7 protein-coding genes are annotated in these 14,665 nt (G+C 63.7%); all 7 read left to right on the forward strand.

Going from position 1 to position 14,665, the window contains the following annotated elements:
- Positions 1-127 precede the first annotated feature (127 nt).
- Entirely contained in the window at positions 128-3,334 is a 3,207-nt protein-coding gene (locus LDB29_RS25630; RefSeq protein WP_257558340.1) for a tandem-95 repeat protein, read from the forward strand.
- A 24-nt stretch (positions 3,335-3,358) separates the two neighbouring features.
- Entirely contained in the window at positions 3,359-8,299 is a 4,941-nt protein-coding gene (locus LDB29_RS25635) for a Calx-beta domain-containing protein (protein WP_257558341.1), read from the forward strand.
- 195 nt (positions 8,300-8,494) lie between these two features.
- A complete protein-coding gene (locus LDB29_RS25640; protein WP_257558342.1) occupies positions 8,495-8,692 on the forward strand; it encodes a hypothetical protein in 198 nt (65 codons plus the stop codon).
- Between the two features lie 233 nt (positions 8,693-8,925).
- Positions 8,926-10,131 (forward strand): TolC family protein, encoded by a 1,206-nt coding sequence (locus LDB29_RS25645; protein ID WP_257558343.1) that lies wholly within the window; start codon positions 8,926-8,928, stop codon positions 10,129-10,131.
- Positions 10,128-12,218 (forward strand): ATP-binding cassette domain-containing protein, encoded by a 2,091-nt coding sequence (locus LDB29_RS25650; RefSeq protein ID WP_257558344.1) that lies wholly within the window; start codon positions 10,128-10,130, stop codon positions 12,216-12,218. The genes LDB29_RS25645 and LDB29_RS25650 overlap by 4 nt, the downstream gene beginning before the upstream one ends.
- A gap of 1 nt (position 12,219) precedes the next feature.
- Positions 12,220-13,407, forward strand: coding sequence for an HlyD family type I secretion periplasmic adaptor subunit (locus LDB29_RS25655; protein ID WP_257558345.1), 1,188 nt, complete (start codon positions 12,220-12,222; stop codon positions 13,405-13,407).
- A gap of 457 nt (positions 13,408-13,864) precedes the next feature.
- Positions 13,865-14,158, forward strand: coding sequence for an HU family DNA-binding protein (locus LDB29_RS25660; protein WP_257558512.1), 294 nt, complete (start codon positions 13,865-13,867; stop codon positions 14,156-14,158).
- Positions 14,159-14,665 lie beyond the last annotated feature (507 nt).

Raw genomic sequence — 14,665 nt, forward strand, 5'->3', positions numbered from 1 at the left:
GGATCGCTGGCCTAAGCCCCGTTAACGTCGGACTGTAATCTCCCATATGTAGAATTTACGACATCGCGACTGGCCGATACTTCCGGCCGGTCGCGATGGCGCGACCAATCGCTAGAAGGAAATCGACATGGCCAAGACCAAGCCCACGCCGGCCAATCCGGCGACCAAGGCTCCAGCCGCGGGTCACCCTCGTGAAGGAACCGTTGAAGGGCAGGGCGCAGCGAAATTCGTCGCCGTTAAGGCCGCTGGCGCCGCGGCAGGCAAAAACCCCGGCGCTGCGGGCGATGTCCACAAGGATGCCGAGGCTCGTGGCAGCGGGCCGGAGCCGGTGAAGGTCGCGATGCTGGCGAGCGATGCCGGAGCCTATGCGGAAATGACAGGCGGCGCGGCGCCCGAGGCCGCGCCGGCGGAAGATGAGACGGTGCAGGATGGGTCGGCGGCCGCCGAGACTGCTGGCGAAGGCGCAGGTCTCTCGACCGGTCTCATCATCGGCGGTGTCCTCTTGGGCGGCGCCGGCATCGCGGCGGCCGCGAGCGGCGGTGGCGGAAAACACGACGGTGGATCGGAGGAACGTCCGAACGTCGCGCCCGCGCTTTCGGCTGCGACCCAGACAGTCACGACCAAGGAAGATGCGGCCGCCACCATCAGCGTGTCGGCGACCGACGCCAACGGGGATGCTCTTGCCTACACCGCTGGAGAAGCGGCCCACGGCACGGTGACAGGCGGCGACAATGGCGCCTTTGTCTATACGCCGAACGCTGATTTCAACGGCGCCGACAGTTTCGAGGTGACCGTCTCGGACGGGAAGGGCGGCACGGCGACCCAGACGGTCAATGTGACCGTGACCGCCGAAAATGACGCGCCGACATTTTCATCGGCGACCCGCTCGCTGACCACCAGCGAAGACGAGGCGGTGTCCTTTGCGCCTGGCGCGAGCGACGTGGATGGCGACGCGCTGACCTATGCCGTCTCCGCCGCGACGGGCGGAAGCGCGGCGGTGGGTGCGGACGGCCGTGTCACATTCACGCCGACGGCGGACTTTTCGGGCGACGCAAGCTTCGTGCTGACTGCAAGCGATGGCAACGGCGGCACGGTGACCCAGACGGTCAATGTGACCGTGACCGCCGAAAATGACGCGCCGACATTTTCATCGGCGACCCGCTCTCTGACCACCAGCGAAGACGAGGCGATGTCCTTCGCGCCTGGCGCGAGCGATGTGGATGGCGACACGCTGACCTATGCCGTCTCCGCCGCGACGGGCGGAAGCGCGACGGTGGGTGCGGATGGCCGTGTCACATTCACGCCGACGGCGGACTTTTCGGGCGACGCAAGCTTTGTCCTGACTGCAAGCGATGGCAACGGCGGCACGGCGAACCAAACAGTCAATGTGACTGTCGCGCCGGTCAATGACGCGCCTGTCTTCGCCTCGGCGGAGTTGGCTGTGGAAGCGAGCGAGGACGAATCCGTTACCATCGAAGCGAGCGCCCAGGACATCGATGGCGATGCGCTCACATATAGCGTGTCAGGAGCGACCAACGGGATGGTTGCCGTCGGGACGACGCCCGGCAGCTTCGTGTTCACGCCCGACGATGATTTCAACGGCGTCGCCAGTTTCCAGCTGACCGCAACCGATCCGAGCGGCGCCACGGCGACCCAGACCGTCACCATCAATGTTGCCGCTGTCAACGACGCGCCCACGATTGAACCGACGGCGAGCCGGTCTCTGACGACGAGCGAAGACGCGCAGGTCGCGTTCGTGATCGACGCGAGCGATGTGGATACGCCCGAAGGCGAGCTTGTCGCCACCATCGCGACCGCGCCGGAGCATGGCAGGATCGTGACCGATGAGCAGGGGCAGTCCTTCTATCGGCCCGATGCCAATTTCAGCGGCACCGACAGCTTCATTGTCTCGGTGAGCGACGGCCAGGCCTCGACCAGCTATACCGTCAACGTGACGGTCACGCCGGTCAATGATGCGCCTGTGTTCGGCTCGGCCACCAGGTCTCTCACGACCGACGAGGATCAGCCCATCTCCTTCCAGCCCGGGGCGAGCGATGTCGATGGCGACGCGCTCACCTATGCGGTCGACAATATCGCGAACGGCACTGCGAACATCGGCAGCGACGGCAGCATCACCTTCACTCCGGCCGCCAACTTCCATGGTCAGGCGAGCTTCATCCTCACGGCGAGCGACGGCCAGGGCGGGGTCGCGTCGCAAACGGTCAGCATCACGGTCGTGAACCAGCCGGACATCGTCGATCTCGACGCGCTCGACCAGCTGGAAAATGGCGGTGACGGCGACCCGACCACGCCTCTCCTGGTCGATGCAAGCAACACCGACTATCGCTTCGACGATAGCGCGGACAAGCCCAGCAGCACCTGGATCACGGGCTTTGGCAGCGACGATTATATCCAGGTGGACGAGCCTATCGAGAATTACAATTTCTCGTCCAATGGTCAGGATATCTCCATCAGCTATCAGACCGCTGACGGAGCGATCAACCTCTTCGAGCTCGATGGCGTCGTCACGGATTCGTCCGTCCTGGTGTTTGACAAAGCCTCGGCGGCAAAGGCTGTCGGTTTCGATTTCTTCACCACGAGCGCCCCGCCCCAGCCGGCAACGACCATCAGCCTCGACGTCGATACCGACAATAATCTCAATACGGTCGCACTCTTCAGCGGCGCAGGCTTTGCCACGACCTTCACCCAGGACGCGAACATGCCCGATTTCGTGCAGATCCGCAATTTCGGGGCCGATGACCGCATCACCCTGCTCAATGCCGACCCGGACGATTTCAATTTCTCGTCCAATGGGGATGATATCTTCATCAGCTATCAGACGCCGGGCGGCGCCTCCAATGACATCACGATCGTTGGCGCCGTGCGCGACAGTGGCGTCCTCGTGTTTGACGAAGCCTCGGCGGAGGAGGCTGTCGGTTTCGACTTCTTCCAGGCCGCGAGCGATGGCGGAACGACGCCGCCGCCTCCGGCCCAGACGAGCAATCTCGACATCGATACCGACAATAATCTCAACAGCCAGGCCGTGTTCGATGCCGCAGGCATCGCCGCGACCTTCACCGAAGATGCCGATGTCCCCGACTATGTCCAGATTACGGGCTTTGGCTCTGACGATCGCATTCTGGTCACCAACGCGGCGAGTGGAGATTTCAACTTCTCGTCCAACGGCACGGACATCTTCATCTCCTATCAAAGTGCTGGCGGAGCGGTGAACGACATCTCCATCGTCGGCGTCGTCCAGGACAGCAATGTCCTCGTTTTCGATGAAGCATCGGCCGAAAAGGCCGTCGGCTTCGACTTCTTCCAGTTCGGCTGATCGCAAAATCCAGGGAGCACCATCATGGCACGTTTATTCCTCCAAAATGAGTCAGCCTCTTTCTCGTCGAGCGGGGCCTCGACCATCACTGGCTCGAACGGTTCAGAGATCGTCACGATCGGCACCGGCATCTTCACCTTCGACGCTTCGTTCAACCGCGGCGGCGATACCATCATCCTGTCCGGTAACGCCGGCGGCTACAATGTGAGCCGGTCCAACACCCAGGTGACGCTGACCAGCGACGACGGGCAGACCACGCTGATCCTGCCGGCAGGCACCGCCGGTATCACGATCCAGTTCGCCGATGCGACCCGCGCGCTGCAGATCAGCAACGGACAGGTTCTGCTGGGCTCGCAGGCGATCGGCCAGGGCGCGGCGCAGGAAGTCGAGAACGGCACCAATGGCGACGGCCAGGGCAATGGTACGCCCCAGGAGACCCCGTTCATCCTCACCGCGGATGCGCCGTCGGTAGCGGAGGGGAATGCCGGGACGAAGGCCCTGACCTTCACCGTCAGCCTCGATCGCGCACCCGATGCGCCCGTGACCGTCAATTATTCGACCACGACGGCGGGCAGCGCGGTGGCCAACACCGATTTCCAGCCGGTCTCGGGAACCCTCACCTTCGCGGCCGGGCAGACGACCGCCACGGTGACCGTGCTTGTCAATGGCGATGTGGCGCAGGAAAGCGACAAAACCATTGTTCTGAGCTTCACAGGCGCTGGTCTGGATGCGCCCGTCAACGCGACCGGCACCATCATCAACGATGACCTTGGCCAGCAGCTTACGACCCAGAATGACATCATCTTGGGTACGGGCGCTGACGAAATCTATGAAGCGTTCAACAACACGCTCAATGCAGGCGACCGCATCGATGGCGCGGGCGGGAGCGACACGCTTCGCCTGTCGGTGGACGGGGCGTCCGCAGGCTCGACCTATAGCGGCTTTCAGCTTCGCAATGTCGAGACGGTCGAGGTCACCAATGACGGGCTTGGCGGCATTGCCCTGGACCTGTCGAGCTCCCGCGACATCGACACGCTGCGCGTCAGCAACGGCTCCCAGGCTGTATCCTTCAACCAGGTGACCGAGCTTGCCAATGTCGAACTTGAGAACCTGACCAATCCGGCGGCGGCGGCGACGACCGTCCAGTTCCAGGACGCGGCGGTCGCCGGCGAGGACGACACGATCGGGCTGACGCTCGACAATTCCAACGCGGGACTTGTGCGCATCGGAAGCGTGGGCGACGCGAACGGGGGCATTGAAAACCTCGTGCTCGAAACCAATGCGAGCGCATCGACGATCTCCCAGCTCGACACCGATATCCGCTCGCTGACAATCAACGCGCGCGATGGCGGCAGCATCGATATCGCCGCGGCGCTCAACGGCACGATCCGGACGATCGACGCCGGAGCATCCGCCGGCAAGGTGACGCTTGATGCCAGCGCGGCGACAGGCTCGGTCGAGTATACCGGCTCGAGCGGTGTCGACGACTTCACGGGCAGCGCCTTTGCCGACATCATTGACACTGGTGAAGGCGATGACAAGGTCCTGGGCAATGGTGGCTCGGATGTCATCAACCTTGGAGACGGCGCCAATGAGGTGAACACCGGCAGCCTGGCGGGCGACACGCCCGTGGTGACCGGCGGCAGCGGCCAGGACAAGGTGACAGACGGGGCGGGCAACGCGACCATCTCCACCCTTGGCGGCGACGATCTCATCGATATCAGCGCAGGCGGGCGTGACGCCGTCGATGCAGGCGAAGGCGATGACGTCGTGACGGGTCTGGCGGGCTTCGACGCCAGCGTCATCGGGGGCATTGCCCAGGACGTAGTGGACGGCGGTGAAGGCACCGACACATTGCGCGTCAATGCGGGGCTCGTGGACGCCCAGTTCAATGGCGTGAGCAGCATCGAGACGCTCCGGATCGAGACTGCCGGCACCACCACGCTCCAGGGCGATGATGCTGGCACCAACTATGCTCAGCGCGCCGGCATCGTGACCGTCTACGCCGAGAATGCGGGCAGCGATGTCCTTCAGGCGGGGACCTTCACCTCGGATCTCACCGTCTTCGCCAAGGGCGGCAACGACACCATCCGGACCGGTCGCGGCGCGGATACCGTCAACATGCAGGGCGACGCCAGCCTTACCGACGCCGACAACCTCAATGCCGACGGCAGCGGCGGCGGTTCGCAGGGGCGTGACACGCTCAATCTGAGCGGCAACACCACCGTCTCGACGGCGAGCCAGTTCCGCGGTTTCGAACAGATCAATCTCGGTTCGGCGCGCGGTACGCATGGCTCCGGCAACGCCTACAGCCTGGCGATCGACAATGACAATGCCCCCACGGCTAACGGCACGCTCACCATCGACGGCGCGGCCCTGAGCGGCAGCTCGAGCGTTGACCCGTTCGAGACACCGGAAACCGTCAGCCTCAATGCTTCGGGCGTCTCGGCCTATGCGCTCGACGTCACCACGGGCAGCGCGAATGACGTGATCGTCTCGGGTACCGGCGACGGCATCTTCCGGACCAATGCCGGGGCGGACTCGATCACGCTGACAGGCGGGACCAACTCGGCACTGACCGGTGAAGGGGATGACACGGTCGTGACGCTCGGCGGCGTCAACCGGATTGAACTGGGCGCGGGCGATGACGAGGCCACGCTTGGGGCTGCCACCGACACGGTGCTGGGCGAGGAAGGCGACGATGTCTTCCACGCGGGCGCCAATCTGACCGCGGCAGACACGGTGAACGGAGGAGAGGGCGAGGACCGGCTCGAGATCGGCAGCCGCCACTATGCCGACGCTGATTTCACCAACGTGAGCTCGATCGAAACCCTCGAGATCACCACCAACAACAACGCGGTGCTGGGCACGGCCGCGAGCGGCTCAGGGATCACCACGGTCGTGTCGAGCGCGTCGGGCAGGAGCGACATCAACGCGGCCGAATATGGCTCGGCGCTCACCTTCGACCTGCGCGCCGGCGGCCATGACCAGGTGGTGGGCACGGCCTTCGATGACGTGGTCGTAACCGGTACCGGGAACAACAATCTGCGCCTTGGTGCAGGCGAGGACCGCGTCATTGTCTCGGGCAATGAGCTTACCTCCCAGGATGTCATCTCGGGCGGGGCGATCGCCGACGGCGTCACCGACACGATCGAACTGGACAACAGCGGCGGCGCGGTCACGGCAACGGTCAATCTCGATAATGTGACCAGCATCGAGCTCTACGAATTCTCGACCGACGGCGATCGGAATGCCAGCGTTGCCGATGTCGACAATCATAGCCTCACCTTCAGCAATGGCGCCGTGGGCTCGCTGACTGCGATCACGGTCGATGCCTCCAGGATCACCGACAGCGATGACAGCGTCACCGTGGTTATCGACGGCCCCCTCATCGGCACCGTCAACGACCCGGACTATGCGTTCAACATCATCGGCGCGGGCGCTGGCGTCGAGACCAACGTCATGAAGCTCAACAGCGTCGGCAATATTCAGAACAACATCAATTTCTCGGGCCAGGACGGCGATGACAATCTCTTCATCTCCGGCAACGACCTGGGCGGTACGGTGACCTTCTCCGGCGGCGGCGGAACGGACTCGATCCGGCAGATTGGCGGCGATGTTGGAAATCTCATCACCGATGATGGTTATCGCGGAGTGTCGGGCGTCGAGGTCCTGACCGTTGCAGGAGGGGGGCTGTTCTCCGGGAACAACCGGCTCAATGCGGTCCTGGGAAGCGAGGCCGGCGGCTCGGGCCTTACCACGGTGATCGGCGGCAGCAATGGCGACGACGTCATCTTCGACGCCGGCTTTGGCCGCGGTGTTACGATCGATCTTCTGACCAATTCGGGTGGAAACGACGACATCGATGCTGGAGCTGTTTCCGCAGCGTTCACCTTCATGGCCGCGACGTCCGGCTTCAACGCCAACGATCAGCTGATTGGCGGCAATGTCGACGGAGACGTTCTCCAGCTGCGCTCGACCGGGACCACGGCGGTGGCCACGTCCATCTCGAACATCGAGACCATCATCTTCGACAAGACGCCCGGTCTGGGCCAGTTCGATGGCAACCAGGGCACGACGATCAGGCTCGACAGCAAGCTCGGCGAACTGCAGAGCGAGGGCAGCGTGCTCACGGTCAATGCCGAAGCATTCGACAGCGATGACGTGCTCAAGCTGTCGGTCACGAACTCGACGAATGACGACGCGAATTATGCGGTCACCGCAGGCGCAGCCGACGACGTGATCGTGACGGGACGCGGGGCCGATGTCATCAACGCGCGTGATGGCGATGATACCGTGACCGCCGGAGCCGGAAATGACATTGTCTATGGCGAAGATGGCAATGATGATGTGAGCGGCGGCGCCGGAAACGACCAGCTGTTCGGCGGGGAGGGCGTCGACCGTCTTGCCGGCGGCCTGGGAGACGACATGGTCGATGGCGGGACCGGTGATGACCTGCTGCGCGGCGACGATGGCGTGGACACGATCCTGGGCGGCGCAGGCGCGGATCGTATCTATGGCGGGGCCGGCGCGGACATTCTCGATGGCGGCGACGGCGCGGACATCTTCTACTATGCGTCCGCCAATGAAAGCGCACCCTCGACCGCGCGCGACGTCATCAACAATTTTGAGAGCCACGACCTCATCGATATCCGCAGCATCGCAGGCGGTGACGGTCTGACGATCAACTTTGTCGGCAACGTAGCCAACTTCAGCGACGCACAGGGCGCGGTCCAGGGCAGCGATGGCGACATCGATGTGGTCTTCCAGCAGGACAATCATGTCCTGTGGTTCGACATCGACAATAACGGCCAGCTCGACGGCAATGATCTGCAGATCGTTCTGACCGGCGTGAGTGAGATTGACGGAAGCAACGTCTTTAGCGGCGCTGTGGTCGATGCCGCGAGCACGACAATGGGCTACGGCCAGTTCAACGCGGACTTCACCGCACTGAACATGGCGTAAAGCTTTCGAGATCGATGCGGGCGCCCTCGCGCCGCATCGATCCGGTGATCCTTACAACGGGCGTGAGCCCTGTCCACGGCTCGGTCGCAAGACCGGGCCGTGGACAGACGCGTACCTGCTCCTGAGCGGGTGCGCGCTGCGGTCATTTGCAGGAGCTGGGGTTCATGTGGAGCGGACCAAACAGGGAGAGACAGGATGCTGGTGGATTCGGTTAAATGCGCAACGCTCGTCAACGGCGTGGTCCGGATTGGATTGTCCTACCGCAATGCGAGCGGTGACGAGGTGACGGCCGGGGAGATCATGGTGCCCGCCGGGCAGCTGGCAGGTCTTGCGCAATCCTTGGCGCAACTGGGCGCCAGGCTCGGCGCAGGCGATGGAACCCGCGCGGCATGAACGCTGCCCGGTCGAAAGGGCCGCCGCGGGGCCGTGCCGCCAGGCGTGGCGCTCGCCTTGCGGGGCTCGTCCTTCTTCTTCTGGCCGGAACGTCCGTGCGTGCGCAAGACATGGGACCTGGCGACCTTGCCATGGTTTCCGGCGAAAATGGGAGCGAGCGTTCGTCGGCGGCGCCTGAACCGCCCCCGGCTCGGGCGAGAATCTATGGACCCCGGTTATCCGAAGCGATGGAGGTGTCGCAGGCGCCTTCGGGCATTCCTGCGCCGCTTGACCGGCTGGCCCGCGAGGCTGCACGGCGCTATCCCTCGATCCTCGCGGGGCGGACGGCCTTGAGGGCGGCCCGCAGCGACATCCGCGCCGCCAGGCATTTGCGGCTCCCGAGCATTGCGCTCGAGGGTGTCGGTTTCACCGGTGGAAGCGATCTCGCCGCGAGGAGCAACCTCGCGGCCAACCTCATCGTGGATCAACCCGTCTGGACCGGCGGCAGAATTTCCGGGACGATCGAAAAGGCGCAGGCCCAGCAGGCTGTCCTTGCCGACCAGGTGGATGAGACGACGCGGGACGTCGAACTGCGGGTGGTCGAGAGCTATTTCCAGATTGCCGGCGCGGCGCGTCGCGCGACGATTCTTGACCGCGGCATCGCGCAGCACCGGCTGCTCGTCGACACCATCATCCGGCGTGTCGAACAGGAGATCAGTCCCAGGTCCGACCTTGATCTGGCGCAGTCGCGCACCGCGCAACTCGAACAGCAGCGAGCGGTCAACTCCGCGCAACGCATGGTCGCCACGCAAAGGCTCATCCAGCTTGTCGGGCGCGCGGACCTGCAGCTGGGCGACGTTCCAGACTATGATCCGGCCCTGCACCATCCCCTGATCGAGCGCCTTGCCGATGAGGCGGTCGCCTGCGATCCCACGCGGGACCGGCTCAAGGGGGAGGCGGCGGTGGCCAACGCTGAAGCCAGGGTGGCCAAGGCCCAGATATTTCCCCAGCTTTCGGCGCAGTTTTCCTCCAACGAGATAACCGGAGAGCGTGTCGGGCTGGTGCTGCGCGCCCAGACAAATGGCGGACTGTCCCAGCTTTCGGCCTATGAGGGCGCGCGTCTTCGCCATAGCGCCGCCATCTTGCAGGTCGGCGTTGCCGAGCGGGAACTGCGCGAAGCCGTCGCACTCGATATGGTTTCGAATATTTCAACGCGCGCGCGCATCGCTGCGGGGCGCGACGCCACCAGGACGGCCATCTCCGTGACAGACTCCTACAAGCGTCAGTTTACCGCCGGTCGGCGGACCTGGCTCGATGTCATGAATGCCGTTCGCGAAGCGATCACGGCTGAACTGAGCGCCAATGACGCCGAAGTCGAGGCGATGGCGACGTCCTCGCGTCTTCTGCTGCGCAGCTGCAGATGGCAACCGACCGTCCAAACCGGGAGGACTGAACAATGACTTCGAGCTTGCTTGGCGTGCTGCCATCCTATGCCCGGCAGCGATCGATCGACCTGCCTGCGGAGATATTCGACGAGGCCGTGGCGCAGGAGCTCCCGGGCGGCGAGGACGCGCTGGACGACCTTGCCTCGCGCCTGGGCTGGCCGGTGCCGATCAGGCTCGAGGCGAAGCCCGGCGCTGAGGATTTTCCGCTTCTTCATCACCATCCCGACCATGGCTGGGTCATCGTCGAGCAATGGATCAACGCGGGCGACCTGCGGATTCGCACGATCGAGGGGCCAGCCATCCTTGGCTATCGGTCCGGGCTTGCTTTGCTGCGTCCCGCGATCCCCGATTGCCGTCCCAAGGGGCAGGGCGGCAGTGCGCTTGCGATATTCTGGCAGGTCTTGATGCGGCGGCGCTCCATGCTGTGGACCGCCGTGCTCGCAACGATCATCGTCAACTTCGTCACGCTCGCAACCTCCCTTTACTCGATGCAGGTCTATGACCGAGTGATCCCCAGAGGCAGTTTCTCGACGCTCTGGGTACTGACGGTGGGGGTTATCATAGCCCTGCTTATCGACTTTGCCCTGCGAACGACGCGGGCCCTCATGATGGAAAGGGAATCAGCGGCTATCGACGCTGAAGTTTCGGATTATTTCTTCGCCCGTGCGCAGGCCGTGCGCCTCGATGCGCGGCCTCCAGGCGTGGGCACCATGGCTGCGCAACTGCGCGGGCTTGAGCAGGTCCGCTCCATTCTTTCGGCCGGTTCGATCTTCCTGGTCGCCGACCTGCCCTTTGCCCTCTTCTTCATCCTCGTCATCGCGGCGTTGGGCGGTGTCATAGCGCTCGTGCCCCTCATCAGCTTTCCCATAGCGCTGCTTCTTGGTTTCCTGTTCGCTCGCCTGATCCGCAACGACACGGACAAGGCGCAGGTAAGCGGCACCCGCAAGAACGGCCTGCTCGTCGAGGCGTTCGATGCGGCCGAAACGATCAAGGCCAACCGCGGCCATTGGCACATGCTCGGCCGCTGGAACCGTCTTGTGGCAGATGTTCATCAGCATGAGGACCCCGTCAAGCGGTGGAGCAGCGTCACCGGATCGATCTTCTCCACGCTCCAGCAAATCTCCTATGTGGCGCTCGTGGCTGTGGGCGCGGTCGAGGTGGCCGCAGGTCACATGACAACGGGCAGCCTGATCGCTGCGGCAATCATCGCCGGCCGTGTCAACGGTCCGCTGGTGGCGCAGCTTCCCTCGATGCTCGTTCAATGGAGCTATGCGCGCTCGTCGCTACGGATGCTCGACGGCATCATGGCGCTTCCGGTCGACGAGCCGGAAGGGATGGTCGCGCTGCGGCCCGAGCGGTTGCGCGGCGCCCTGCGCGTAAAGGAGGTGATCTTCGCCTATCCGGGATCCCGCGAGACCGTCAACCTGCCCCATCTTGCGATAGCGGAGGGAGAACGGGTCGCGATCATCGGTGGCATCGGTTCGGGCAAGTCCACCCTGCTCAAGCTCATGGCGGGCCTCTATGCCCCTGCCTCGGGCCAGCTGACCATCGGCGGCCTTGACGTTCAGCATGTCGCAAGCGACGTCCTGCGGCGTCATGTCGGCTATCTTCCCCAGGATGTCCGGCTCATCAATGGCTCCTTGCGCGACAATATTCTGCTGGGGCTTCCCAATCCGGGAGACGACAAGATCCTCGCGGCGGCCGCCCAGACGGGCCTTGCAGGACTGATCTCGGGCAATCCGCTCGGCCTGGACCTGCCGATCGCGGAGGGCGGACGGGGGCTTTCGGGCGGGCAGCGCGCGATCGCCGGGCTGACCCGTCTGATGCTGGCAGAGCCGCGCCTCTTCCTTCTGGATGAGCCGACCGCCAATCTCGATCCGGCGACCGAGGAACAGGTGTTGCGGCTTATCGACGGGCGGCTCAAGGCCACCGGCGGCACGCTGGTGATGGTAACCCACAGACTGCAGCTCCTTGGCATCGTCTCGCGCCTGATCGTCATGCAAAATGGAAGGGTCGCGCTCGACGGACCGACCAAGGAGGTGCTGGCCCGCCTGCGATCCTCCTCTTCCCAAACGCCGACCGCCGCCCATGGAGCTGCCTGACATGGCTACATCTTTTCCCACCACCGCCCCATCCCCAGTCCCGGCAAGGCGCATGGGGCAGTTGGTGATCCTGCTGTGCACCCTTGCGATCGCCGCCTTTCTTGCCTGGTCGATCTGGGCGCGGCTTGACCAGATTTCCCGAGCCCGGGGGCAGGTGATCCCTTCGGGCCGTACGCAGATCGTGCAGAGCGTCGATGGGGGCGTCATCGAGAAGATCCTCGTGCGCGAAGGGGACCATGTCGACAAGGGTCAGTTGCTTGTGACCCTTGACCGGGTGAAACTGGCTGCCGCGGTGGCGGAGGGACGCGCCAAGGTCGCAGCGCTCAAGGCGACCATGGCCCGCATCGATGCGGAGCTTTTCGACAAGCCCCTGACTTTCCCGCCCGAACTCAAGGCCTATCCTGCCTTCATGGCCAATCAGCGCCTGTTATATGCCAAGCGCCGCGCGGCCCTTGGCTCGACGGTCGGCACCCTTGGCCAGATGCTCTCGCTAAGCCAGCAGGAACTGGCGATGTACAGGCCGCTGGTCGACACAGGCGACGTGAGCCGCTCGGAAGTGTTGCGGATGCAGCGCGGCGTGTCCGACGTCCAGGGACAGATCGCAAACCATCAGAACCGCTATCTGACGGAACTCCAGGCGGAGTTTACCAAAACACAGGAGGATCTGGTAACGGCCGAGGAGTCGCTGACACAGAGGCTCGATGCCTATGCGGCGACCGAACTGCGCTCGCCTGTCACCGGGATCGTCAAGAATGTACGCCTGACCACCCTGGGCGGGGTCCTCAAGCCAGGGGACGAGGTTCTCGAAATCGTCCCGACCGGCGAGGAGCTGATTGTGGAAGCGAAGGTCTCCCCTTCCGACATCGCCTTCATTCGTTCGGGCCAGAGCGCCTCTGTCAAGTTCGACGCCTTCGATTCCTCAATCTATGGCGCTGCCGAAGGGAAGGTGACGTTCATCAGTCCAGACACCTTGATCGAACGCCGCCCCGATGAACCCGCCGACACCTATTACCGTGTTCACCTGACGGTCGACACCCGGTCCATGCACCCGGTCGATCGCGGCGAACGCATCGAGATCCAGCCGGGCATGACCGCGACGGCGGAGATCAAGACCGGACGCAACACGGTTTTCCAATATCTCACCAAGCCCATCACCAAGACGCTCTCGCAGTCCATGGGGGAACGATAGAGGATGGGCGCGCGCCCGCCGCGCCCCGCTCGCTTCCCGAGAGCCTCCTGTCTTTGTCCGTCAAGCTCTCGGCAAGGCAAAGGCCGCGCAGATCTGTTTCATCCGCCCTGCCATCCAGGTAGAGACAATATCATGCTGAAGCGAAGAGAATATTCATCGGGCGCTCAAGGCGCAGGCCTTGACCTTGGGGCGGGCCTCGACAGCGGCTCTTGTCCGGCATGACGAACGCGACTTGCCGCGGCAGCATGCCGTCGGGCCGCACGGCCAGAACTGCCTGGCCGAGCAATTTAAATGCTTGCCGAATATTTGGGTCTTCTATTTCGTCGTGGCAGACTGTAGAGCCATTGTCATTCCGGACCAGCCGGATATCGGGATCTTCCATGAGAATCGCTCCGAAATCGGTCCGGCGGAACGATATCCGGTCTTGTTTGACGTGCGAAGTGGGCGAGACGTTGCCATGATCAGGTCTGAACTTGTGCAAAAAATGCAGGAACAATATCCCGACCTGCCCCCCAAGGATGTCGACCGACTCGTTTCGCTCTTCTTTCAGACGATTTCGGATCATCTTGCCGGAGGCGGGAGGGTTGAACTTCGTGGCTTTGGCGCCTTCAGCCTTCGTGAGCGCGACGCGCGCATGAGCCGCAATCCGCGGACAGGTGAAACCGTGCCGGTCGTTTCCAAGAAGGCCATACACTTCAAGACCGGAAAGGCGATGTTGGCGCGCATTCAGCCGCAAGGGCAGGGCGACTGAATAGGGCGCGCGGGACCGGCTGCAACCCCATCTTTCCAAAGCTGCAGCGCTGCTCGATTTGCGCGATCATCTACAGCAGAGATCATTCTCGCACGATACGGCAGGCGAGGCTGCCTGTTTCGAACATATTCCCGCTTCGCCTGTCGCGCCGGGCGCCGGCGCCCAGGCCATGATCCGCAGACGCCCGGAACGGCGTCCAGGGCTCCAGGTTCGACGCTGCCCGCCCGCGAGCCGTCAGGCTCGCGCCGGGCTTTCGCAAGCTCCGAGCGTGGTGATGATCTTGAAGGCGGCGCTTCGGACAAGCCGATAGCTACGTCGTCCCGTTTCTATGGTCTCGCTCTTGATGCCTCGCGTTTCGAGCTGCTTTCTCAATTTGCAGATATAGACCCTGATCACGTGTCAACGGCGGAGTAAAAGTCGGCCATTGGGCGGCGCAAAATCAGGCCGGGTGATCCGTGTGCTGGCGAGCGCCGCGAGGGCGTAGCCCGAGTGGGGGTCGCCAACACA

The sequence above is a fragment of the Sphingobium sp. CFD-2 genome (assembly GCF_024611135.1).
Lineage (GTDB): Bacteria > Pseudomonadota > Alphaproteobacteria > Sphingomonadales > Sphingomonadaceae > Sphingobium > Sphingobium fuliginis.